Origin of the sequence: Capnocytophaga leadbetteri (assembly GCF_003054025.1) — a bacterium.
In the GTDB taxonomy this organism is placed as follows: Bacteria; Bacteroidota; Bacteroidia; order Flavobacteriales; family Flavobacteriaceae; genus Capnocytophaga; species Capnocytophaga leadbetteri.
This window is the reverse complement of sequence record NZ_QBKG01000003.1, coordinates 179,790-203,748: the sequence shown is the minus strand read 5'-3', so window position 1 is coordinate 203,748 and position 23,959 is coordinate 179,790. Positions and strand designations below refer to the sequence as shown.

General features: G+C 38.9%; 27 protein-coding genes. 19 read left to right on the top strand and 8 right to left on the bottom strand.

The features are described from left to right. The first annotated feature begins 299 nt into the window (after positions 1-299). On the top strand, positions 300-551 hold the full coding sequence (locus C8P65_RS04850) for a GlsB/YeaQ/YmgE family stress response membrane protein (RefSeq protein ID WP_107781777.1): 252 nt from the start codon (positions 300-302) through the stop codon (positions 549-551). A gap of 88 nt (positions 552-639) precedes the next feature. Here C8P65_RS04850 and C8P65_RS04845 read toward each other — a convergent pair whose 3' ends face one another. From C8P65_RS04845 to C8P65_RS04810, 8 genes are all read right to left on the bottom strand, one after another. Continuing rightward, complete coding sequence (locus C8P65_RS04845; RefSeq protein ID WP_107781775.1) at positions 640-1,026, bottom strand: hypothetical protein; 387 nt, start codon at positions 1,024-1,026, stop codon at positions 640-642. Between the two features lie 139 nt (positions 1,027-1,165). After that, positions 1,166-1,414: a DUF6327 family protein gene (locus tag C8P65_RS04840; RefSeq protein WP_107781773.1), complete on the bottom strand. Its 249-nt coding sequence runs from the start codon at positions 1,412-1,414 to the stop codon at positions 1,166-1,168. After that, positions 1,404-1,784, bottom strand: a complete 381-nt coding sequence (locus C8P65_RS04835) for a phage holin family protein (protein WP_107781772.1) — start codon at positions 1,782-1,784, stop codon at positions 1,404-1,406. Before C8P65_RS04835 ends, C8P65_RS04840 begins: the two co-directional genes overlap by 11 nt. A gap of 4 nt (positions 1,785-1,788) precedes the next feature. Further along, positions 1,789-2,115, bottom strand: coding sequence for a YtxH domain-containing protein (locus C8P65_RS04830; RefSeq protein WP_107781770.1), 327 nt, complete (start codon positions 2,113-2,115; stop codon positions 1,789-1,791). A 343-nt stretch (positions 2,116-2,458) separates the two neighbouring features. Further along, positions 2,459-3,100 (bottom strand): pyridoxamine 5'-phosphate oxidase, encoded by a 642-nt coding sequence (gene pdxH / locus C8P65_RS04825; RefSeq protein WP_107781768.1) that lies wholly within the window; start codon positions 3,098-3,100, stop codon positions 2,459-2,461. Next, positions 3,087-3,542, bottom strand: a complete 456-nt coding sequence (locus tag C8P65_RS04820) for a PIN domain-containing protein (protein ID WP_107781766.1) — start codon at positions 3,540-3,542, stop codon at positions 3,087-3,089. Before C8P65_RS04820 ends, pdxH begins: the two co-directional genes overlap by 14 nt. Then, positions 3,539-3,805, bottom strand: a complete 267-nt coding sequence (locus tag C8P65_RS04815) for a glutaredoxin-2 domain protein (RefSeq protein WP_107781789.1) — start codon at positions 3,803-3,805, stop codon at positions 3,539-3,541. Before C8P65_RS04815 ends, C8P65_RS04820 begins: the two co-directional genes overlap by 4 nt. A 119-nt stretch (positions 3,806-3,924) precedes the next feature. Next, positions 3,925-6,042, bottom strand: a complete 2,118-nt coding sequence (locus C8P65_RS04810) for a peptidylprolyl isomerase (RefSeq protein ID WP_107781764.1) — start codon at positions 6,040-6,042, stop codon at positions 3,925-3,927. A 454-nt stretch (positions 6,043-6,496) separates the two neighbouring features. Between C8P65_RS04810 and C8P65_RS04805 the strand changes: the two genes are divergently transcribed. The 18 genes from C8P65_RS04805 to C8P65_RS04720 all read left to right on the top strand — a co-directional run bounded on the left by C8P65_RS04805 (position 6,497) and on the right by C8P65_RS04720 (position 23,827). Next, complete coding sequence (locus tag C8P65_RS04805; RefSeq protein ID WP_107781762.1) at positions 6,497-7,882, top strand: leucine-rich repeat domain-containing protein; 1,386 nt, start codon at positions 6,497-6,499, stop codon at positions 7,880-7,882. 107 nt (positions 7,883-7,989) lie between these two features. Further along, the gene (gene secE / locus C8P65_RS04800; protein WP_009392536.1) at positions 7,990-8,175 is read left to right on the top strand and encodes a preprotein translocase subunit SecE; all 186 of its coding nucleotides are present in this window, start codon (positions 7,990-7,992) and stop codon (positions 8,173-8,175) included. Between the two features lie 12 nt (positions 8,176-8,187). Then, positions 8,188-8,739, top strand: a complete 552-nt coding sequence (gene nusG / locus C8P65_RS04795; protein WP_009392537.1) for a transcription termination/antitermination protein NusG — start codon at positions 8,188-8,190, stop codon at positions 8,737-8,739. A gap of 67 nt (positions 8,740-8,806) precedes the next feature. Further along, positions 8,807-9,244 carry a 50S ribosomal protein L11 gene (rplK, locus tag C8P65_RS04790; RefSeq protein ID WP_009392538.1) on the top strand — a complete coding sequence of 146 codons (438 nt, stop codon included), beginning with the start codon at positions 8,807-8,809 and terminating at the stop codon, positions 9,242-9,244. 12 nt (positions 9,245-9,256) lie between these two features. Continuing rightward, complete coding sequence (rplA, locus tag C8P65_RS04785; RefSeq protein WP_009392539.1) at positions 9,257-9,946, top strand: 50S ribosomal protein L1; 690 nt, start codon at positions 9,257-9,259, stop codon at positions 9,944-9,946. Positions 9,947-9,969: 23 nt separating this feature from the next. Then, the gene (gene rplJ / locus C8P65_RS04780; protein WP_107781760.1) at positions 9,970-10,485 is read left to right on the top strand and encodes a 50S ribosomal protein L10; all 516 of its coding nucleotides are present in this window, start codon (positions 9,970-9,972) and stop codon (positions 10,483-10,485) included. 54 nt (positions 10,486-10,539) lie between these two features. After that, positions 10,540-10,917 carry a 50S ribosomal protein L7/L12 gene (gene rplL / locus C8P65_RS04775; RefSeq protein WP_009392541.1) on the top strand — a complete coding sequence of 126 codons (378 nt, stop codon included), beginning with the start codon at positions 10,540-10,542 and terminating at the stop codon, positions 10,915-10,917. Between the two features lie 125 nt (positions 10,918-11,042). Then, positions 11,043-11,249 (top strand): hypothetical protein, encoded by a 207-nt coding sequence (locus C8P65_RS04770; protein WP_095914890.1) that lies wholly within the window; start codon positions 11,043-11,045, stop codon positions 11,247-11,249. Further along, entirely contained in the window at positions 11,221-11,514 is a 294-nt protein-coding gene (locus C8P65_RS04765) for a plasmid stabilization protein ParE (protein WP_107781758.1), read from the top strand. The genes C8P65_RS04770 and C8P65_RS04765 overlap by 29 nt, the downstream gene beginning before the upstream one ends. A 60-nt stretch (positions 11,515-11,574) precedes the next feature. Beyond that, positions 11,575-12,069 (top strand): hypothetical protein, encoded by a 495-nt coding sequence (locus C8P65_RS04760; protein WP_107781756.1) that lies wholly within the window; start codon positions 11,575-11,577, stop codon positions 12,067-12,069. Between the two features lie 64 nt (positions 12,070-12,133). Then, entirely contained in the window at positions 12,134-15,943 is a 3,810-nt protein-coding gene (gene rpoB / locus C8P65_RS04755; protein WP_107781754.1) for a DNA-directed RNA polymerase subunit beta, read from the top strand. Between the two features lie 317 nt (positions 15,944-16,260). Then, positions 16,261-16,869: a HipA family kinase gene (locus C8P65_RS04750; protein ID WP_211305882.1), complete on the top strand. Its 609-nt coding sequence runs from the start codon at positions 16,261-16,263 to the stop codon at positions 16,867-16,869. Between the two features lie 101 nt (positions 16,870-16,970). Further along, entirely contained in the window at positions 16,971-17,339 is a 369-nt protein-coding gene (locus C8P65_RS04745; RefSeq protein ID WP_211305881.1) for a hypothetical protein, read from the top strand. Between the two features lie 78 nt (positions 17,340-17,417). Next, positions 17,418-18,662: an efflux RND transporter periplasmic adaptor subunit gene (locus tag C8P65_RS04740; RefSeq protein WP_107781752.1), complete on the top strand. Its 1,245-nt coding sequence runs from the start codon at positions 17,418-17,420 to the stop codon at positions 18,660-18,662. A gap of 90 nt (positions 18,663-18,752) precedes the next feature. Further along, positions 18,753-19,106 (top strand): hypothetical protein, encoded by a 354-nt coding sequence (locus C8P65_RS04735; protein ID WP_245887324.1) that lies wholly within the window; start codon positions 18,753-18,755, stop codon positions 19,104-19,106. Positions 19,107-19,208: 102 nt separating this feature from the next. Next, complete coding sequence (locus C8P65_RS04730) at positions 19,209-19,430, top strand: DUF2795 domain-containing protein (RefSeq protein WP_002673751.1); 222 nt, start codon at positions 19,209-19,211, stop codon at positions 19,428-19,430. Positions 19,431-19,565: 135 nt separating this feature from the next. Next, positions 19,566-22,922 (top strand): preprotein translocase subunit SecA, encoded by a 3,357-nt coding sequence (secA, locus tag C8P65_RS04725; protein WP_107781748.1) that lies wholly within the window; start codon positions 19,566-19,568, stop codon positions 22,920-22,922. Between the two features lie 161 nt (positions 22,923-23,083). Further along, positions 23,084-23,827, top strand: coding sequence for a porin family protein (locus tag C8P65_RS04720; protein WP_107781746.1), 744 nt, complete (start codon positions 23,084-23,086; stop codon positions 23,825-23,827). The last annotated feature ends 132 nt before the right edge of the window (positions 23,828-23,959 follow it).

Here is a 23,959-nt window from a genome sequence, read left to right as displayed (position 1 = left end):
ATCTTCTAAATCTTTAAATGATTCTGTAAAACAACTATCCATAATATCTTTTTGACAGCAAAGATACTAAGTTATTTTTAAATGCGAACGCCGTGTCACAAAACTACAAAATTTGAAAGTAATTCACAACCGACTGGCTACGCTTACACCACACCGCCGAGTTGTTATCAATCACAAAACTACAAAATTTGAAAGCAATTCACAACTTTTTTTGCATAAAAGAGTATCTTCTCCCTCTTTTTATTTGTTTTATTATATAATAATTCTTATCTTTGTACTTTAATTTAAATTTTTAATTTATGGGAATTATTGCAACACTTATTATTGGTGCCATCGCAGGATGGTTAGGAGGAACTATCTACAAAGGTAGTGGATTAGGACTAATAGGGAATATCATTATTGGTATTCTTGGGAGTAGCGTGGGGTATTGGCTTCTAGGAAGTGTATTACACATCTCTCTTGGAGAAGGATTGATTGGTTCTATCTTAACAGGAGCTATTGGAGCTATTGTTATTTTATTTTTGATAAATCTAATATTTAAAAAGAAGTAACAAGGGACAAAGTCTAGATGTTGAAAATGAAAAGCCCCGAAATATTATATATTTCGGGGCTTTTTTTTTAGTATACTTTTTCTCTTAATTACCTTTTTGCGTTAGCAATCCAGGTCTTTCCGTCTGTAGTATACAGAATGTACAGTGAAGATGCGTTTATTCTAATTACTTTTAAACCATCTTGCAAATCTACATTTACTAAAGTGTTATCTCCTTGTTTTTTGAAACTAACACCTTTTAGGTCTTCAATACCATCTGAAAAACGGAAATAATAATCATTTCCTGTTTTCACAACTGTTACTGAACCATTTTCAACAGATTTTTTTTCTTTTCCTTTTAAGAAAGAAATTTCACCTTTATAGGTTCCTACAAAAAGGTCATTGTCTGCTGGGTCATCATTCTTGCTGCAAGATATGCAAGAAAAAGCTACTAGTGATAAACAAATCACTGTTACTAAAGCAAAGATTTTTTTCATTTTTGGTTGAATTTAAAAATTAATATTAAAGTTAGATGCAAAAAATATACCATTGGAATACTTAATGATATTTTTAACATTTTAAAAGTTAGATTTCTTTGATATTATAGAAAACACACCTTTTAACAAACATTTTTATTTATCTATTTTTGTTTAAATATCTTTTTGCTAAAAATTGCATACCATAGCCCAAAGCTATATTTATCCATCTTTTGTTACTAAATAAAAGAGATGTCCAAGTGTTAGCTAATAAATTCTTTGGAGTTAAACTCTCTGCTGAAGCTGATACTTGTTGCGATAGAGATAGCCTATCAATCTCTTTTTCTAATCGAAGTAGTCTAATCTCATTATCAATTTCTTCAAATGATGAATAAGTCTTATTGTTCATTTTCTTCTTCGTCTTCTGGGTCAGATTTAAAATAGATTTCTGATAGTTTTTGCAATAGCGACCTCTCAATTAGTTTCTTGCGAAACAATAAAACTACTAACGATAACAATATATAGAACGCTCCTACAATAGCAAACCCTAAACCATTACTACCTAAAGCTTCACCTATAGCATAAGCAGCGGCAAGTGATAGGAAAAATAATATTAATAAGCAGGCAAAAGCATAAACAAAAAAAGTTATAAGCCCATACGAAGACTTAGCTATAAACCTGAAAAGTATCATTTTATAGTAAGCAAATTGCGAATTAAAGGCTGTGTTTGCTTTTGTAGGGACTTCTACAAACGTTTCTTTAATAGAATAAATTGCCATAAAATTACTTCTTAATTTTAGCGGCTTCTTCTTTCAATGATGCCAATTTCTTTTCTAGAATAGCAATCATATCTTCAGATTTATTACTTGCTTTTGAGAAAAGTCTATCTACTTTTTCTTCTAATGAACCTTTTAGTTCCAAAGATTTCTCACGCACGCTCTCTGTAAGATTATCTAATTGTTCCTTAAATTCATCAGACTTGTCTTTAAGAGAGTCTTTAATTTTTTTACGTGTGTTTTTACCTTCGTCTGGTGCAAAAAGAATGCCCAAACCTACTCCTATAGCAGTACCTACTGCTAAGCCTAATACGGCATTTGTTGTTTTTGACATAGTGTTCAAATTTAATGTTATTAAATTAGTTATATAAATTAACTTTGATGCAAAGGTACAAATAAACTTTGAAGGATTTTATTTTCAATAATACTTTTTAACTATAAGACATAAGAAAAACTTATTATTACTTTTTATATGTTTGTTTTTAAGAGGTTTATATATTTCTTTTAACTTTGTTTTCCCATTGATAATCCATAAGCTAAGGATATAAAATCATTGCGAGTGCCCAAATGATTGCCAGAAATATTATCCAAGACAAACAACCTGAAAATATATGGTATAAGGCACTAAACGCTTCAAATATTATATTATTTTTCATAGCGAGATAATCAACTAATTATTACGGTGCTAAGCGCTCTATTTTCCAATCGTAGTTTTCGGTAAGGGTGTAGCGCAGACGGTCGTGTAGGCGGTTGGGGCGTCCTTGCCAGAACTCTATATTCTGAGGGCGCACTAAGTAGCCTCCCCAATGCGCAGGACGCGGTACTTCCTTGCCTTCGTATTGCGCTTCTAAGGCGTGTAGTCGCTCTTCTAAGTACTCGCGCGTGGGTATTACCTCGCTCTGTGGCGATACTATAGCACCTAATCGGCTCCCCAAAGGGCGGGACTCAAAATAACCGTCAGAGGTGTTGGCAGGCACTCGCTCTGCTATCCCTTTTATGATGACTTGCCGCTCAATAGAAGGCCAGAAAAATGATAAACAAAGGTGCGGATTAGCTTCTATTGCTCTGCCCTTTTCGCTGTGGTAGTTGGTGTAGAAGATAAACCCTTCGTAAGTGTATTGTTTGAGCAGTACTACGCGCGTTTTAGGAAAACCGTCAAGTCCGATAGTGCTAACTGACATAGCATTAGCTTCGTCTATGCTATCCGTTTCATCTGCTTCGTAAAACCACGTCTGAAAAAGTTGCATTGGGTTTTCAGGAGCATCTTTCTCTAAAAGCTCTCGTTTATTATAGGTTTTTCGATAATTACTTAAGTCCATTTGTTTTCTTATAGCGTTTTTCTTTAATATCTTTAGTTGTTACACATATATCATATCCCATCTCTTTCAACCCATTAATGAGTTTGAGGTCGCAAGTCCAAATTTTATGTCCTTTTTCTAAATGAAGCGCTATAAAAGGAAAGTCATCAGGGTCTATAGATTGCGCTATTTCTTCTGCTTTGTCTACATATTTCTGAGGAATATCATCTACTTTGAAAAAAGTAATGTTTTTAGTAAATTCTTTCAGAAGAGCATTAGCTTCTGTTTTAGTTAGGTTATTGTCTTCCATAATTTCAGGTAAATGCTCTTTTACTTCATTCAAAAGATAATCAGGAGCTATGAACTGGATACTTTTCTTTTTATCATTTAAGATAGTAGCAATTACCCCTTTTCTGCTGTAAAAACAGCTATAAATAATGTTGGTGTCAGAAATAACTATCATATCGCTTCTTTCTCTCTCTTTTTAGCTAAATCTTCTCTCCAGCGCCTTGCAATATTCTTGTTAGATTCTTTAGACATTGCCATAATCTTATCGCGGTATTTCACAGGAATACCATATTCATCTTCCTCTAAATCGTCTATCGGAGTTACTGTTTCTTTAAAATCTTTATTTTTAGTAACTTTCACAAAGTCGAGTTTTTTGGCATATTGCACAAAGGCTAATGCCTGAGGGTTATTATCGGTGATAGTAAGTGTATAAGGCATATCTTCTTTTTTTCGCAAATATACTAATAATTTATAAATCGGCAACTAATAAAATAAAAATAAGAGGCAATAAGCACTCACTTATTACCTCTTATTTTATCATTTATCAGTTGTTTCTATTAATAGAAAGCACTTATGTTTTCTTTGATAATAGCGCTATTTTCAAGCGATTTGAGTATGCCTTGTCCAGCACGCTCTGTGCGTAGCTTCTCGATAGTCTCTGCATACGTTTTGTAATCATTAGTAGCAGGTGCTACTGATACTGACGATACTTGTATCACATATACAGCATTTTCTCCATCTATAGGTTTAGAGATAGCACCTTGCTTAAGTCCGAAAGCAGCCCCGATTACTTTAGGCTCACGTCCTTCTCCTATAAGGATAGGGTTGTTCATTGTTAGTCCGGTAGCGGTTTTTACTTCTGTTTTGTTAGCCGAAGCAATTGCTGCTAAACTGTTGCCTTTAGCTTTCTCTTTTAGTATAGCGGCTTTTTTCTCGCGTATAAGAATAGGTTTTACAAATGGCGCTACGTCTTGTACGTCGCTAAGTCCTTCTTCTCCTTGTTTCACTAATTGAGCTACTATATAGTTACCTCCGTTAGTGAATTTCTTAAGGTCTCCTACTTTTGTTTCTTGGTTGAACAACCATTGTACTATTTGGCGATTAGCACCAAGTCCGATAATTTGGTCGTCGTTTTTGTGTAGGTTATCTGCACGAAGCACAGTCAAGTCTGATGATTTAGCGATGTTAGAAAAATCTTTAGGATTTTGACTCGCTTTCATCTCGAAGTTGCTCACTTTAGAGAAAAGTTCGTTAAGGGTAGCTTCAGAAGGCTCAACCTTGCGAGTGATAGTAGCCAACTGCACAGTAGGGGCTTTATCAGTTACTTTTACTACGTGGTAACCAAAATCAGTTTCTACAATACCTATAGTACCTACAGGGTTAGCAAAAACGAATTGCTCGAAAGGTTTTACCATAGCCCCGCGTTTGAAGAATCCGAGGTCGCCTCCGCGATAGTTCGCTCCTGGTTCGTCAGAATTTTCACTTGCCAAAGCGGCAAAGTCAGCACCTGCTGCTTTAGCCTCAGCCAAAAGCGACTCAGCTTTTGCTTTAGCTTCCTCTTTAGTACGAGTAGTATTAGGAGTAGCGGCTTGGCTACCTTTGTAAGCAATAAGTATGTGGCTTGCTTTTACAGCTCCGTTAGGGTCTTTAGCTACCATACGACTTAGTTTTAGGTTGCCGTCTTCTTCATAAGGACCAAATACTTTGCCTACAGGTAGGGCGAAAAGAGTATCAGCATAAGCAGAACGCAAATCTTCTTTGCTTACGAAAAGGGTATCGTAAGGAGTATCAGAGTGGCGGTCTACGAACTCTTTTATGTTTTTAGTTTGAGCGAAACCAGCGATAGTATCGTTGGCGTGTGTTTGGTTGTTAAACACGATTTCTGGCTGAAGCAATTTGTTGATAGCTTCTTTTTCAGCTTGCGTATCGGCAGCCGAAGGTTTTTCGTTCACCACTATATATTGTATATTGCGGTAAGCCTCTTGTTTGAATTGTTTTTCGTGTTTTTTGATATAATCTTTTATTTCGCTGTCGCTAACATTTATGTTTTTATCGTCAATACTGCTATATTGTAGCGCAACATAGCTAATGTCAGCCATATCTTTTTCTTGATGATAAGCTATTTCAGCTTCAGCGTTGGTTACTCCTAAGCCAGCGCGTATAAGGCTGAAGTACATTTGCTGTTTAGCCCCTTCTATGATAGCGTCTTCTTGCATTTTCCACTGAGCATAGGCTTGCGGATTGTTGCTTTTAAGGGTATTGAGGTAAGCGGTAAATTTAGAAGGGTCAAATACACCGTATTCGTTTACGAACTGAGGGTTTTGAGCAAGAGGGGTTTTAGCGAGTATAGAGATGATTTGGTCTTTCTCCACGCTGAGTCCTAATTTCTCAATTTGCTGATTGAGAAGTATTTGCTGAACGTTTTGCTCCCACACATACTTTGCAGCTTCTATGCTACTTGCCTGACCGTTAGCCTGATGCACGGCATTTTCTACCTGTAGACGGAAAGCGTCGATAGGTACATCTTCACCGTTTACCGTACCTATTTCGGTAGGTTGATGGTTACTAAAGCGCCCTTTGCCAATAAAGTCTGAGATGATAAAAGCAAAGAGAGCGAGCCCGATAATTGCAATCAAGAATACGGTTTTACTTCTGATTTTTTCAAGTACTGCCATTGTTTATAATCGTTTATAAAAAGTATAAATTTGTTTGGTGTTATTAATCAAACGGCAAAAGTAATCTTTTTTATTGAAATACAAAAATAATTAGCAAAAAAAATATTGATTGGTTAATTTGCCGATTTGTCAATTTGCCAATTTGCCAATGAGATGATTAATGGAGGAGGAAAAAAGCAAGCGAGATGGAGTGTAGAATGTTTTGCTGCTTTTTGCGTGATGATTAGTTGTTTATTCTTTGCTCCTCTTTCGATAATCCTTCGCTCAAGCTAAAGGGTAGGTATATCTAAAGTAAAGGGAAAGTATAGAAGAAAAAAAATCTAATTAATGGAGCTCTGGGAGATTTGAGCGTTATGTGTTCATTGGCAAATTGACAAATCGGCAAATTGCCAAATCAATAAAGTTTGCTAATTATCAAATTTTTACTACCTTTGCGCTTTGAAATATCTAAAAAATGCCTACCACTATCTATAAAACTTATGTATGTATCCTTTTCTTTGCGCTACAACTCTGCTTTGCCCAAAAAGGGGAGGAGGCACTGTTTATCAAAGAAGGTACGCTACTCAAATGTGAGAACAGCCGCATTCCTGCTGACGGTCGTATAGAGTTACCACGTACAGTTAAAATCATTGCCCCTGAGGCGTTTAAGGATTGCTCCCGACTCAAATCTATCAACATAGGGGGGAGCGTGACTCTCATAGGCGACCGTGCTTTCTACGGATGTAATACCCTTACTAAAGCTGAGTTCCTGCCCAATACGGTTACCGCTATAGGCGAACAAGCCTTTGCTTTTTGTGGGAAGCTCAGCAGTGCTAACTTGCCCAACTCGGTGGCTACTATTGGCACTGAGGCGTTTCGCGCTTGTTTTGCTCTTAACGCTATCACTATCCCCGAAAGTACTACTAATATAGGTGATAATGCTTTTTTAGATTGCAGTTCGCTACAGCAGGTTACTTTTCTCACTAACCAATTGTCGATACTTCCTTCAGGAATTTTTTACCAATGCAAGCAGCTCAAAGAGGCGTTGCTGCCTGCCAGTGTGCGGCGCATCAAAAGCAGTGCATTTGCTTATTGCGAAAGCCTCGGTAGGGTAGTGCTGCCGGAACAGTTAGAGGCTATAGGCGATGATAGTTTTGAGTACTGCAAGAGTCTGCGCGCTATCGATATTCCTGATAGTGTGGTGTTTATAGGGGCGAGTGCCTTTCATAGTTGTAGTTCGCTAACCGATGTGAAGTTGCCCTACGGCTTGCGCCATTTGCTCAACGATACTTTTTTAGATTGCACTTCGCTTAAGGCTATTCTCATACCCGATACGGTAGAAAAGATTGATATGCAGGTGTTTCGCAACTGTAGTTCGTTAGAGGCGGTACAGTTCCCTTTGGCACTAACCGACATACTCTATGCCGCTTTTTACGGTTGCAAAAAGTTGCAAGAAGTTACCCTGCCCGACGAGGTAAAATATATAGGTATGTTTGCTTTTGCTGAATGCGAGAGTTTAGCGTATATAGAGCTGCCCCGTGCGGTGGTCGATATAGCTGCCAAAGTGTTTTATAACTGTACAAGTCTTAGCGAGGTGAAGCTCTCTAAATTCACCGCTACTATAGGGGTACAGGCTTTTTACGGCTGTACGAATCTAAAAGACTTACGCCTTCCCCCTTCAGTAGAAAAGATTGATTTAGGAGCCTTTGAAAATACGGGACTTACCGAATTGCACTGCAAAGCCACCGCACCGCCAGAGGTGAACAGAAGTTTTGGATATAAGGGGAAAGTAGTAGTGCCTTTCCGTTCGTTAGACGCCTACAAAGCGGCGATAGGTTGGCAAGATTGTGCCTTAGAATAAAAAAATATTAAAAAAAGTTTTGCAGATTAAAATATTTGCAGTACTTTTGCCACCCAAAAGCGTACATAATAGGGCGCTTAATAACTCACCAAATAAATTAATACATTATGGTTCAGTATGTTAAAGAATCTTACGAAGAACTAAAGAACCACGTTACGTGGCCTACTCTTGCCGATTCGCAACGCGAAATGGTGGTAGTAGTGGTATTCTCTATCTTATTCTCATTAGTTATCTGGGGAATGGATTCGTTCTTTGAATGGATAATAGCTGAGTATTTTAAATTTATGCAATAAAAACAACGGAGAATGTCTGGATTGTTAGAAAAAAAATGGTATGTAATCAAAACCGTTACCGGTCAGGAAAACAAGATTAAGAACTACGTAGAAACGGAATCTGCTCGCTTGGGCTATGCCGACTATGTAGAAGAGGTGTTGGTGCCTACCGAGAAAGTGGTGCAAGTGCGCAATGGTAAAAAAACTACCAAAGATAGAGTGCATATGCCTGGCTACGTAATGGTGAAAGCTCATTTAGCAGGTGAGGTGGTGCATATCATCAAATCAATACCAGGGGTAGTGGGCTTCTTAAGCGAGACTAAAGGTGGCGACCCGCTGCCTTTGCGCAAAGCCGATGTAAACCGTATGTTAGGGCAAGTAGATGAGCTATCAGAAACTGTTGAAACGGTAGCAATACCTTTTGAAGTAGGTGAGGTAGTAAAACTTATCGAGGGGCCTTTCAACGGCTTTAACGGTACGATAGAGCGTGTGAATGAAGAGAAGCGAAAATTGGAAGTAATGGTGAAGATTTTCGGTAGAAAAACACCTTTAGAGCTCAACTATACCCAAGTTGAAAAATTGTAACTTATAAGTCCCTGAAAAGGTAATTCTTTAAAGGGGTATATTTTAAATAATTTATTAATAATAAACAATGGCAAAAGAAATTAGTAAAGTAGTTAAACTACAAGCTCGGGGAGGTCAAGCGAACCCATCGCCACCAATTGGACCCGCATTAGGTGCTGCCGGTGTTAATATTATGGAGTTCTGCAAGCAGTTCAACGCTCGTACGCAGGACAAACAAGGAAAAGTAATTCCTGTAGTTATCACCGTGTACAAAGATAAGTCATTCGACTTTATTATCAAAACAGCGCCTGCTGCCGTTCAGCTATTGGAAGCCGCTAAGGTTAAAGGAGGTTCCGGAGAGCCAAACCGTAAAAAAGTAGCAAGTATCACTTGGGATCAAGTGAAAGCGATTGCAGAAGACAAAATGCCTGACCTAAGTGCATTTACACTCGAATCTGCAATGAGTATGATTGCTGGTACGGCACGCTCAATGGGTATAACAGTAACTGGTGAAAAACCTTTTTAATCGGAAAGCATTATGGCAAAATTGACAAAGAAACACAAAGAAGCGCTTGCTAAAGTAGACAGAAACAAGCTCTACACGCTTAAAGAGGCTTCTGCATTACTCAAAGAAATCACTTACACTAAATTTGATGCTTCTGTGGATATTGCAGTGCGTTTAGGGGTAGACCCTCGTAAAGCAAACCAAATGGTGCGTGGCGTAGTTACGCTACCTCACGGAACAGGTAAAGATGTGCGAGTGCTCGCCTTGGTAACCCCAGATAAAGAGGCTGAAGCTAAAGCAGCTGGAGCTGACTATGTAGGGTTAGACGAATATCTACAAAAGATAAAAGACGGTTGGACAGACGTAGACGTAATCGTAACTATGCCTGCCGTAATGGGTAAATTAGGTCCTTTAGGGCGTGTGCTTGGTCCGCGTGGCTTGATGCCAAACCCTAAAACAGGTACTGTTACTATGGAAATAGGTAAAGCTGTACAAGAGGTAAAAGCTGGTAAGATTGACTTCCGCGTAGATAAAACCGGTATCGTACACGCTTCTATTGGCAAAGTGTCTTTCTCTGCCGAGAAATTAGTAGACAACGCCAATGAACTATTGCAAACGTTGATAAAAATGAAACCTACTGCTGCTAAGGGTACTTATATGAAATCGATATACTTATCATCAACTATGAGCCCTAGTGTAGCTGTAGATACTAAAACAGTTTAATTGATTAGTTAAAAAACGAAATTATGACAAGAGAAGAAAAATCATTAGTAATAGACAATTTAACTGCTCAGTTAGCTGAAAATAGTGTTATTTATGTAGCAGACCTAACTGGTTTGAACGCTCAAGAAACAAGTGCTTTACGCCGTGCTTGCTTCAAAGCGAATATCAAGTTAGCAGTAGTTAAAAATACCTTGCTTGCCAAAGCAATGGAAGCCTCAGAAAAGGAATTTGGTGAACTACCTAATATCCTAAAAGGAAACTCTTCACTTATGTATGCCGAAGTAGGTAATGCACCTGCTAAGCTTATTAAAGAGTTTCGCAAAAAGTCAGATAAACCTATCTTAAAAGGAGCTTATATTGATTCAGCAGTATATGTAGGCGATAACCAATTAGATGCGTTAGTAGCTATCAAGTCTAAGAATGAAGTTATTGGCGATATCATCGGATTGCTTCAATCACCTGCTAAGAATGTGGTATCAGCTCTTAAGTCAGGAGGTGGCAAATTGGCCGGTATCATCAAGACTTTATCTGAAAAATAATAAACAGAACGCACAAAAATTATTTATAAACAATTAAACAAAAACGATAGAAAAATGGCAGATTTAAAAAATTTCGCAGAACAATTAGTAAACTTAACCGTTAAAGAAGTAAACGAGCTTGCTCAAATCCTTAAAGACGAATATGGTATCGAGCCAGCAGCAGCAGCAGTAGCAGTAGCAGCAGGTCCAGCAGCAGGTGCTGGTGAAGCAGCAGCTGAAAAAACTGAATTTGACGTAATTCTTAAATCAGCAGGTGCTAACAAACTAGCAGTAGTTAAATTAGTAAAAGATCTTACTGGTCTTGGACTAAAAGAAGCTAAAGAAGTAGTTGATGGTGCTCCTTCAAAAGTAAAAGAAGGTGTTTCTAAAGAAGAAGCTGAAGGGCTTAAAAAATCTTTAGAAGAAGCTGGAGCTGAAGTAGAGTTGAAATAATTTTACTAAGTAAACCCTATAAGGTTTAGGTCTTTTTCAGTAGGAATTAGACCTAAACCATTTTGTAATTTAAATAAAAGGTACTGATATATCTTTGTTTTTTTATTAGAAAAAATACTGAGGATATGGAGCCAATGCTATTGAAAACAGAAATAGACGAATGTCAGCTTTCTATTGAAAGAGATGATTTTTACTACCAATTAACACCCGATGAGCTAAAGAGTTTAGCTATTGCTGAAGAGCAATCAAGATTAGGGCTGGTAATGAGTAGTGAAGAGGTACGCAGAGAAGTGAGAGAGAGATATGCGAGTAAATTGGGTATTAGAAGCTAAAAAGAAGTATTATGATACTCTCGACTATTGGGAAGAGCATAATGGTTCTTTTGATTATTCATTTAAGATAATACAAGCTGTTGAAACCTTAGAGGATGAGTTAGCCGAAGCCCCCTATTTTTTAGCTAAATATAGTGAGCAATTAGATTTATATAGAAAGTATTTTTTAAACAAAAGATTTATAGTGTACTATAAGGTTTATGAAGAACTTGGTGTAATAGAAATAAGGGATTTTAGAAGCTGTTATCAAGAACCTTTATTTTAGAAAACAATACAATAACAATATTAGGTAGAATATACTTCTGCCAAATGAACATAAAACAAAATGAGCAAACACCTTGAACGTTTAAATAATGTTTTTTGGGACTTCCGTGAAAGAGATTTACATCAATATGCAAGTGTAGAAGAGTTTAAGAAAGATGTCATTTTAATGAATGAAGAGCTTCAGAATGAAAAAGAATGGCAATTAGATGATGTGGTTATTGAAGAACCTAAAATTGAAGTAACTTATACAGCATATGTATTTCCTGATGACTTATTATCAAATGAGCGTTTAGCGAGTAATGAAGTTAGTACGCTTGAAGATAATGAAACTATTTTTGAACGTGAATCAGAAGAGTATGATGGGCGTTATTACGCTGAGATTACTGCTACTATTGAGCCGAATAATGGACAGTGTTTTTCAGGATATGAATTTCTGATGAAAGTACATATTCAAACATTGAATAAAGATTTAGGCGATGATAACTTTTATGAAGGTGTAGAAATAACAAGAAATAAAGATAATACAGCTATAGCCTATATTTATACAGGAGGATAACGACTAACAATTAATGATAACGACTTACTACTAACGCACTAAATAATAATTTAAAGTAAAGAAAATGCTTACGAATCAAACCGCAAGAGTGAATTTTGCTTCCGTGAAACACACCCCTGAATATCCTGACTTTTTGGATATTCAAATCAAATCGTTTCAAGAGTTCTTTCAGATGGAAACTAAGTCGGAAGACCGAGTGCACGAAGGATTGTATCAGACTTTTAAAGAAAACTTTCCTATAACCGATACTCGTAACCAGTTCGTACTGGAATTTCTCGACTATTTCGTAGACCCCCCAAGATACTCTATTGAAGAGTGTATTGAGCGTGGCCTTACTTATAGCGTCCCTCTAAAAGCTCGGTTGAAGCTCTATTGCACTGACCCCGAACACGAAGACTTCGAAACTATCGTACAAGACGTTTACTTGGGTACGGTGCCTTATATGACTACTAGCGGTACATTCGTTATCAACGGTGCCGAACGCGTGGTAGTTTCGCAATTGCACCGCTCTCCAGGGGTTTTCTTTGGCCAGTCATTTCACGCTAATGGTACTAAATTGTACTCTGCCCGTATTATCCCTTTCAAAGGTTCGTGGATAGAATTTGCTACCGACATCAATAACGTGATGTACGCCTATATCGACCGTAAAAAGAAATTGCCTGTAACTACTCTTTTCCGCGCTATCGGTTTTGAACGCGATAAAGATATATTAGAGATTTTTGACCTTGCTGAAGAGATAAAAGTTTCTAAAACAGGGCTTAAAAAGTACATTGGCAGACGTTTAGCAGCTCGTGTACTTAACACTTGGCACGAAGACTTCGTAGACGAAGATACAGGAGAGGTAGTATCAATTGAGCGTAATGAGATTATCCTCGACCGTGATACGGTGCTTGATGAAGACAATATTCAAGAAATACTCGATGCCGATGTAAAAACTATCTTGCTACACAAAGAAGATAGTCAGGCTACCGATTATACTATCATACATAATACCCTACAAAAAGACCCTACCAACTCTGAAAAAGAAGCGGTAGAGCACATCTACCGACAGCTGCGTAACGCTGAACCACCTGATGAAGAAACGGCACGCGGTATCATTGATAAGCTGTTCTTCTCAGACCAACGTTATAACTTGGGCGATGTAGGGCGTTATCGTATCAATAAAAAATTAGGGCTTGATACCCCTATGGAAAAGCAAGTGCTTACCAAAGAGGATATCATCACTATCGTAAAATACCTTATCGAGCTTATCAACTCTAAGGCTGAAGTAGATGATATCGACCACCTTTCTAACCGCCGTGTACGTACGGTAGGCGAGCAGTTGGCAGCACAATTTGGTGTAGGACTTTCGCGTATGGCACGCACTATCCGCGAGCGTATGAACGTACGCGATAACGAGGTCTTTACGCCTATCGACTTGATTAACGCTAAGACACTTTCGTCAGTTATCAACTCATTCTTTGGTACGAACCAGCTTTCTCAGTTTATGGATCAAACTAACCCATTGGCTGAGATTACCCACAAACGCCGTTTGTCTGCCTTAGGCCCTGGAGGTCTATCGCGTGAGCGTGCGGGCTTTGAGGTGCGAGACGTACACTATACCCACTACGGTCGTTTGTGTCCTATTGAAACCCCTGAGGGGCCGAACATCGGGCTTATTTCGTCATTAGCGGTGTTCTCTAAAGTAAATGGTATGGGCTTTATCGAAACGCCTTATCACAAAGTGAGCAATGGTAATGTAGATCTTAAAGATATGACCTACCTTACTGCTGAAGATGAAGAAGGACTTAAGATTGGTATGGCAAATATCGCTTTAGACGCTGATGGCAACATCACTGAGGAGAAAGTGGTAGTAAAAGAAGACGGGGACTTCCCTGTAATTGAACCTAATGAGGTACAATATATAGACGTGGCGCCTAACCAGATTGCTTCTATTTCAGCTTCTTTGATTCCGTTCCTTGAGCACGATGATGCGAACCGTGCGCTGATGGGTTCGAATATGATGCGCCAAGCGGTGCCATTATTGAAACCTGAAGCACCTATCGTGGGTACTGGTTTGGAACGCCGTGTGGCTTCTGATGCTCGCGTACTGATGAATGCTGAAGGCGATGGTACAGTAGATTATGTAGATGCTGAAAAAATCATCATTACTTACGACCGTACAGACGAGCAAAAATTAGTAAGTTTTGACCCTGATGAAACGGTGTATAACCTTATCAAATTTAGAAAAACGAACCAAGGTACTTGTATCAACCTAAAACCTATCGTACACAAAGGTGAACGTGTGAAAAAAGGACAAGTACTCTGCGAAGGTTATGCTACCGAAAACGGTGAATTGGCTCTAGGACGCAATATGAAAGTAGCGTTTATGCCTTGGAAAGGGTATAACTTCGAGGATGCGATTGTAATTTCGGAACGTGCTGTACGCGATGATATATTCACCTCTATTCACATAGACGAGTATGTATTGGAAGTGCGCGATACTAAGTTAGGGGCTGAAGAGCTTACCAACGACATTCCGAACGTATCAGAAGATGCTACTAAAGATTTGGACGAAAATGGTATGATACGCATCGGGGCTGAAGTACGCCCAGGTGATATATTAATAGGTAAAATCACACCAAAAGGAGAATCTGACCCAACCCCTGAAGAAAAACTGCTACGCGCTATCTTTGGTGATAAGGCTGGTGATGTGAAAGATGCTTCGCTAAAAGCTTCTCCATCGCTCTATGGGGTAGTAATCGATAAGAAACTCTTCTCGCGTGCGGTAAAAGACAAACGTAAACGCAATAAAGACAAAGAAGATATCGCTACTTTAGAGGCTGATTACCAAGCTAAATTTGAAGCTCTTAGAGGTAAATTGCTCGACAAAATCTTCTCGTTAGTAAACGAAAAGACTTCAGAAGGAGTAGTGAATGATTTGGGCGAAGAAATTGTACCTAAAGGTAAGAAATATACCAAAAAAGTGCTTGAGGCTATTGAAGACTACACTCACCTTACCTCATCAGGCTGGACAGATGATAAGCACATCAACAGTTTAATAGACGACCTATTGCACAACTACCGCATTCGCGAAAACGACTTGCAAGGTATGTTGCGCCGCGACAAGTTCACCATTTCGGTGGGAGACGAGTTGCCAGCAGGTATCCTTAAATTGGCTAAGATATACATCGCTAAGAAACGTAAGCTGAAAGTGGGAGATAAGATGGCAGGTCGCCACGGTAATAAGGGTATCGTAGCGCGTATTGTTCGCGATGAGGATATGCCATTCTTAGAAGACGGTACTCCGGTAGACATAGTGTTGAACCCTCTTGGGGTGCCTTCGCGTATGAACATCGGTCAGATATACGAAACCGTACTCGGCTGGGCAGGACAAAAACTCGGTAAGAAGTTTGCCACTCCTATCTTTGACGGGGCTTCGTTAGAGCAAATCAATGAGTTGACTGATGAGGCAGGCGTACCACGCTTTGGACACACTTACCTATACGATGGTGGTACTGGTGAACGTTTTGACCAAAAAGCTACCGTAGGGGTGATTTATATGATTAAGCTCGGACATATGATTGACGATAAGATGCACGCGCGTTCTATCGGTCCGTACTCACTCATCACCCAACAGCCATTAGGTGGTAAAGCACAATTCGGTGGACAACGTTTCGGAGAGATGGAGGTATGGGCATTAGAGGCATATGGTGCTTCGAGTACCCTACGCGAAATCTTGACTGTAAAATCGGATGACGTAATAGGTCGTGCAAAGACTTATGAGGCAATAGTGAAAGGTGAAACAATGCCTGAACCAGGATTGCCAGAGTCTTTCAACGTATTGATGCACGAGCTAAAAGGTCTCGGATTAGATATAAGATTAGAAGAATAAGAATTAATTGTTAAAAATTAATGGTTGATAAAATTCCGAACTATTGAGATATTCAGTAGTTCGGATTTTTTTTGGTTTATTATACCTTTATCCTTCGTTACATACTCGACTGAGAGAGAAACGCCGATTATCCTTTGCTAATTCTTTGTCACATACTCGGCTGCGCCAGCTCGCCGACTTTCCTTCGCTCGTCCTTCGCTAATCCTTCGCTCATTCCTTGATGGTGGAATAGACGTTAGGTTATATAGATGATTAAAGTTTGTTAGATAGATAAAAAGTTTTTAACTTTGCAGTGTCAAACCACAAAAAACAATCTTTTGAAACAAATAAGAAGTATACAACCAATCATAGAAAAGTATGATACCAGAGGAAGTAGCCCTATATTGGTAATGGGGGACGACCTCAATCAATGGGTGTGTAAGTATAATGATTTGAATAAACTTTTCAATGAGTTGTTAGCTTCAGAATTTGCTAAATTATGGCATATAAATATCCCTGAATGTGCCTTAGTAGAGATTGATTATGACAGACATATAGTGCCTTTTGGTGATAAAAAAGGTTTAGAACGCAGATTTTTTGAAAGAGAGTGTTTTGGCTCTCGCTTTTTAAATAATGCTTTAGATGTTAACCAGTCGGTATTTGTAGATAAAAATATTATACGAAGAATAAAGAACAAAGAAGACTTTCTAAAAATAGCTCTCTTTGATATATGGTTAGCTAATGAAGATAGGAACGCGGGAAATTATAATCTTTTATTGCAATCAGTAAAAGGAGGTTATATGCTTTTATACATTATTGATAATACAGATATTTTTAACTCTTCGATGGCGTATACTCAGGGAATTGTTGAGATCACAGAAAATGATAGTGTGTTAAAATCTGATTTAGCAACACTTTTCAATAAAAGACAACTTTTTGTTCTTTGATTCAGGAAAACAATTGCAAGAGCATATATTGTTTATGAATAATGAACTTATAGGCTTAAAAGGTCTTTCAGATTATTTTTTTATAAAAAGTAGCAGAAAGGGTGAATATAGAGAGAGAAATAACGAGTGCTGATTTAGAAAATCTTCTTATTGCTACTAAAGTTAGCTTTATAGGTAAAAATGAAGTGCCAACAGCTGGGAATATACTGAACCTGCACCGTAGTATCCAGCATATAGGTAATAATATCAATAGCTTTATATCTCTTTCAAAAGTGATAGATGACTATCAGAAAAGTAAAGGAGTGTATTATCTTATAGGTGAAGAGCCTGATAAAGGATTAAAAGAAAATCACCGTCTTTGGAGTGAGCTGAGAAAAACAAAAATGCTTCATTATGTGGAGCTTTCGGATATAGGAATGATAGCAGATTATTTTACTCAGCATCAAGTAAAGCCTTATTTTGCGGAATAAATACAAAAAAAATAATAAATCATTGTTAATAATTGCTTGTTATTTTTTATCTTTGCTGCATAAAACGGATTATGTATTATGAAAAGAAAGACTATTATTATCATTTTAGCACTACTGCTGTTTATCATCGTGCTTATCGCTGGTAAAAAAGCAGGATGGTTTGGCGATGACCAAGAATTGGTATCAGTTGAAACTCAAAAGGTTACTGCGGCTACCCTTACGCAAAAAGTATCGGCTACTGGTAAAATACAACCAGAGTTGGAAATTAAACTGTCGTCGGAGGTATCGGGTGAAATTATAGAACTGCCTATAAAAGAGGGACAAATGGTGAAAAAGGGCGACCTATTAGTGCGTATTAATCCTGATATTTACCAGTCAGGACTCAATAGGGTGTTGGCAAGCCTTGAAACGGTACGCGCTTCGCAACAACAATCAGAAGCAAGCTATAAAGAGGCTGAAGAGAACTACAAGCGCAATAAGTTGCTTTTTGACAAAGGGGTGATTTCGAAGGCTGAATGGGATAAGATAGTTTCGGCTTACGAGATGGCTAAAGCAGCCCGTGAGTCGGCGCGCTATAATGTGCAGAGTGCAATGGCAAGCGTATCAGAAGCGCAAGATAACCTAAAGAAAACACAGATATATTCGCCCTCTGATGGTACTATCTCTAAGCTTAGCGTAGAGTTGGGCGAGCGCGTGGTGGGTACGATACAAATGACCGGTACAGAGATTATGCGCGTGGCTAACCTCGGCAGTATGGAAGTAGAAGTAGATGTGAATGAAAACGATATAGTGAAAGTGAACAATGGGGCAGAGGTGAATGTAGAAGTTGATGCTTATCCTAAACGCACTTTTAAAGGTACCGTGACCAACATAGCTAACACCGCTAATGCAACCGCAAGTGCTGACCAAGTAACGAACTTCAAAGTGAAAATACATATAGAAGAAAGTTCGTATACTGACCTTGTGAAAGATAAAAAAGAAGGGTATTCTCCTTTCCGCCCAGGGATGACAGCTACAGTTGATATTCTTACCCAAACGAAAAAAGATATAGTAGTGGTGCCTATTAGTGCCATTATAGTGAAAAAGAAGTCGGAAATAGACGAGAAGACACCTAAAGAAGAGGCTGATAAGCGACAAGAGGCGGTATTTGTGTACAAAGATGGCAAGGCAGAGCTTAGAGCAGTGACTACTGGTATTCAGGATAATCTGAATATAGAAATTCTTTCGGGCGTAGCTAAAGATGAAGAGATTATCACAGGGCCTTATAATGTGATATCTAAGACTCTTAAGAATAATGAGAAAGTTAGTAAATTAGCAAATTAGCAAATTAGTATATTTGGCAATATGAACGTGAAGCAAATCCTAACAATCTTTGTAATTAGTCTTCTAATATTTCTTAGTAGTTGCAATTCTATGAAAAGGCAAATAGATCCTTATCAAGAGAAAATTGGCAAGAAAGGCGATGATTACTCATTGTCTTATTATAAAAGTAAAAGGGCGTCGGTTAAAAGTATTTTAAATATTAAAATTTTTGAAGGAGACGGCTCTTTGTCAACTAGTAATTTGTATTTACATATTAATGGACTGCCTATTATTTCAAATTATAAAGAAAATTTTTATCTTCTTCCTAATAGAAAATACGATGTGCAAGTCACTACTTTTTCAGGGTATAAAGGTGTGTATATAAATAATATAAAGATGAAAGAGAAAGATTCGGTAGTGCTAAATGTATATCTGAAAGAACCTGCTCTGATATTTTGTGAGTAGCACAAAATGAAGAAAGGCTATACACGCTGGGGCAAATTGGCAAATTATTTTGTATAATAAATAAAAAGTATTACTTTTGCAAAAATTATAATACCTATAATTATGTATTGGACATTAGAACTTGCATCTTATTTAAGTGATGCACCGTGGCCTGCTACTAAAGATGAGCTTATTGATTATGCCATTCGTACAGGTGCTCCTATGGAGGTGGTAGAAAACCTTCAGGAAATTGAAGACGAAGGAGATATGTATGAATCTATTGATGAAATCTGGCCTGATTATCCGTCAGAAGAGGACTATCTTTGGAATGAAGATGAGTATTAGAAAAAGTCTCAACAGAGACTTTTTTTTGATTTGTTGATATGACAATTTGGCAGGAACTGTCAGTTTGGTATATTTATTGACTAAAAACAAGAGACGAAAAATAAATATTAATAATTTAATAATTGACCATTATAAATGAGTATTATCAATTCACTTATTAAGCTATTCGTGGGCGATAAAGCCAAAAACGATTTGAAGTCTATTCAGCCGTTGGTTGAAAAGATTAAGGCGTATGCAGCAGAGTTAGAGCATATTAGCAATGACGAATTGCGCGGCAAGACGATTGCCTTCAAAGAAAAAATAAAAGAGGCTCGGGCTGCTTTTGACACGCGAATAGCTGACCTACAAACACAAGCGAATGCTACGGAAGATATAGACAAGAAAGAAGACCTTTATACTGAAATTGATAAACTCAGTGCAGAGGCTTATCAGGCTTCTGAAAAAGTGCTAAACGATATTTTGCCTGAAGCCTTCGCTACGATGAAGGAAACCGCAAGACGTTTTGCTACTAACGAGACTATCAGCGTAACAGCTACTCCGCGTGACCGCGAGCTATCGGCTACCCACGACTATGTGACCATAGAAGGGGATAAGGCAATATGGGAAAACCATTGGGATGCGGCTGGTAAAGACGTTACTTGGGATATGGTGCACTATGATGTGCAACTTATCGGGGGTATTGCCCTACACCAAGGTAAGATAGCTGAGATGCAAACCGGTGAAGGTAAGACCCTTGTGGCTACACTGCCTGTATATCTGAATGCCCTAACAGGTAACGGGGTGCACTTAGTAACCGTGAACGACTATTTGGCACGCCGAGATAGTGCGTGGATGGGGCCTCTGTTTGAGTTTCACGGCTTGCGAGTGGACTGTATAGACAACCACCAGCCAAACTCACAGGCTCGTCGCAATGCGTATAACGCTGATATTACCTATGGTACTAACAACGAATTTGGTTTTGACTATCTGCGCGACAATATGGCGCACACCTCTGAAGACCTTGTACAACGCGCACATAACTACGCAATCGTCGATGAGGTGGACTCAGTGCTTATAGACGATGCGCGTACACCGCTTATCATCTCGGGACCTACTCCTAAAGGCGACCGCCACGAGTTTAACGAATTAAAACCTTTAGTAGCCGATTTGGTAGAAAAACAGCGTACTTACTTAACTAAAGTACTTGCCGATGCTCGTAAACTAATAGCAGAAGGCAATACTAAAGAGGGTGGTTTTCAACTATTGCGCGTATATCGCGGCTTGCCAAAGAACAAAGCTCTTATAAAATTCCTCAGTGAAGAAGGGGTAAAACAACTGCTACAGAAGACCGAAAACTACTATATGCAGGATAACAATCGCGAAATGCCTAAGGTAGATGCTGAACTTTACTTCGTGATTGATGAGAAAAACAACCAAATAGAGCTTACTGATAAAGGTTTTGCTGATATAGCTTCTTACGATGGTGATAAAAACTTCTTCGTATTGCCTGATATAGGGGTGGAAATTGCTAATATTGAGAGCCAAAATCTGCCGATAGAAGAGGAAGCTAAGCTAAAAGAAAAGCTATTGCAAGACTTCACCGTAAAAAGTGAACGCATTCACACCCTTAACCAGTTGCTAAAAGCCTATACACTCTTTGAAAAAGATGTGGAATACGTGCTTATAGACAATAAAGTGTTGATAGTAGATGAGCAAACAGGTCGTATAATGGACGGGCGCCGTTATTCTGACGGATTGCACCAAGCGATTGAGGCTAAAGAGAACGTGAAGATAGAGGCCGCTACGCAAACCTATGCTACTATCACGCTGCAAAACTACTTCCGTATGTATAGCAAGTTATCGGGTATGACCGGTACGGCTATTACCGAGGCGGGAGAGTTTTGGGAAATATACAAATTGGATGTGATGGAAATACCTACCAACCGTCCTATTGCTCGTAAAGACTACAATGACCTGATATACAAAACTAAGCGTGAAAAGTACAACGCGGTGATTGACAAAGTAGTATCACTATCAGAAGCAGGACGTCCTGTACTTATAGGTACTACTTCGGTAGAGGTATCGGAGCTTTTGAGCCGTATGCTAACGATGCGCAAGATAAAACACAATGTATTGAACGCTAAGTTGCACAAGAAAGAGGCAGAGATTGTAGCTGAAGCAGGGCAATCGGGAGTAGTAACTATCGCTACCAATATGGCAGGACGTGGTACGGACATTAAGCTAAGTCCGGAAGTGAAAGCTGCTGGAGGTTTGGCTATCATAGGTACTGAGCGCCATGATTCGCGTCGTGTAGACCGTCAGTTACGTGGTCGTTCAGGACGTCAGGGAGACCCAGGAAGTTCGCTTTTCTACGTATCATTAGAAGATAACCTAATGCGTCTGTTTGGTTCAGAGCGTATAGCGCGCTTAATGGACAAACTCGGACACAAAGAAGGTGATGTGATAGAGCACTCTATAATGACCAAACGTATAGAAACCGCTCAGAAGAAAGTAGAGGAGAATAACTTCGGTATCCGTAAGCGTCTGTTAGAGTATGATGACGTGATGAACGCACAGCGCGAGGTGATATACAAGCGTCGCCGCCACGCCCTTGAGGGAGAACGCCTAAAAGTGGATTTGGCAAATATGATATTCGACACCTGCGAGGTGATAGTAGAAAGCAATAAGAGCACTAATAACTATAAGAATTTTGAGTTTGAATTGATAAAATACTTCTCGCTCAAGACTCAAATATCAGAAGCTGAATTTGCTAAAGCTACTAATAACGAACTGACTTTCAGACTTTATCGCGAAGTGTTAGACCACTATCAGCAAAAGACAGAGCGCAGTGCTGCACAAGCTTTCCCTGTGATAAGAGAGGTATATGAAAACCCTTCGAATACTTATGAGCGTATAGTAGTGCCTTTCACCGATGGTCAGAAGATGCTCAACATAGTAACAGACCTAAAAGAAGCATACGAAAGTGGAGGTAAGAAACTTATTAGTGATTTTGAAAAGAATATTACCTTAGCGATTATTGATGATGAGTGGAAAACGCATTTGCGCCAAATGGATGAGCTTAAACAATCGGTACAGTTGGCGGTACACGAACAGAAAGACCCGCTACTTATCTATAAGTTTGAGGCTTTCCAACTCTTCAAAGCAATGATAGATAAGGTAAACAAAGATATAGTGTCTTTCCTTTTCAGAGCAGAGCTACCTACACAAGCTCCTGCCGTACAAGAGGCTCACGCCCCTCAGCGCAGTAATGAACACTACCAAACAAACAAAGAGGAAGTGCTCAACAGCGATGAAATGGCAGCCCAAGCACGCGAGGTAGGACAACAAGCTTCGCAAAGGCGTTCGGCAGTAGAGACTATCATACGCGAACAACCTAAAATAAACCGTAATGAAAAGGTAACGATACAACACATCCGTACCGGTGAACGCAAAGAAATGAAATACAAACAAGCGATGCCGCTATTGGAAGGTGATTGGATATTGGTTAATTAGTTAATTGGCTAATTTATAGATTTACAGATTTAAAAGATACTTTGCCAAAGGTTATAGCACCAACGCTACGCCCTTTGGCAAAGTTTTTTTTGTAAAGATAGCAGTTTGCCAATTGATTAATTATTCTTATCTTTGCCCAAAATATAGTATACACGATTAGAATGAATAAACTAAATATTTTTCTGTTAGTTTTTTGTTTTCATATCTCTCTGTGGTCAGTGGCGCAAGAGGATACTGATGACGGTATGATTGACACTGAAAAAGAGCGGGTGGCGCCAACTTCAGTGGTTGATTCGCTTTACCTTGAAGACCAATTTTATTTGGGTTTTACCTATGATTATCTGGCGGGGAAGGCGTCTAATGTGGTGCAGCACAACCTTTCGAGGGGCTTGCACTTGGGGTATATACGCGACCTACCTCTGAATGCGGAGCGCAATTTGGGGTTCGGTTTGGGGATTGGCTATGCTTATGACCGTGTGTATAATAATATGTTAGCAAAAAAGACTAGTGCGGGTATTAGCTATGAAATTGTAGAGCATTTTAGAGATTTGAATCTGTCGCGCAATTTCTTCGAGACGCATACGATAGAGATACCGGCTGAGTTTCGTTTTCGTACCTCTACGCCTTATTCGCATAAGTTTTGGCGTGTGTATGCGGGGGTGCGATTGGCGTATATCTTCAGCAGTAAGAGTTTGTACACTGCCGATGATGTTTCTACTTCGTTTGCTAACAGTCAGCTGAATAGGGAGTTTCAGCTGAAACCTTATATAGCGTTTGGCTATAATGCGCTGAACTTTTTTGTACAGTACAACCTTACTCCGCTACTTAAAAATGCCGAGACTACCGATGGTACAAGCCTGAAATCGAATATCTTGCAGATAGGGCTGATGTTTTATATTTTATAAGGAGAGGGCAGCAAGTTGCTTGTTTAAAATCTCACACTAATTACACTGAAAACACAGATGTTCTTTGAGTTACAAGAGAGATACGTACGGAGTAGCAGCTTCCACTGCTGGATTTTCACAGAGAGAAGTGCA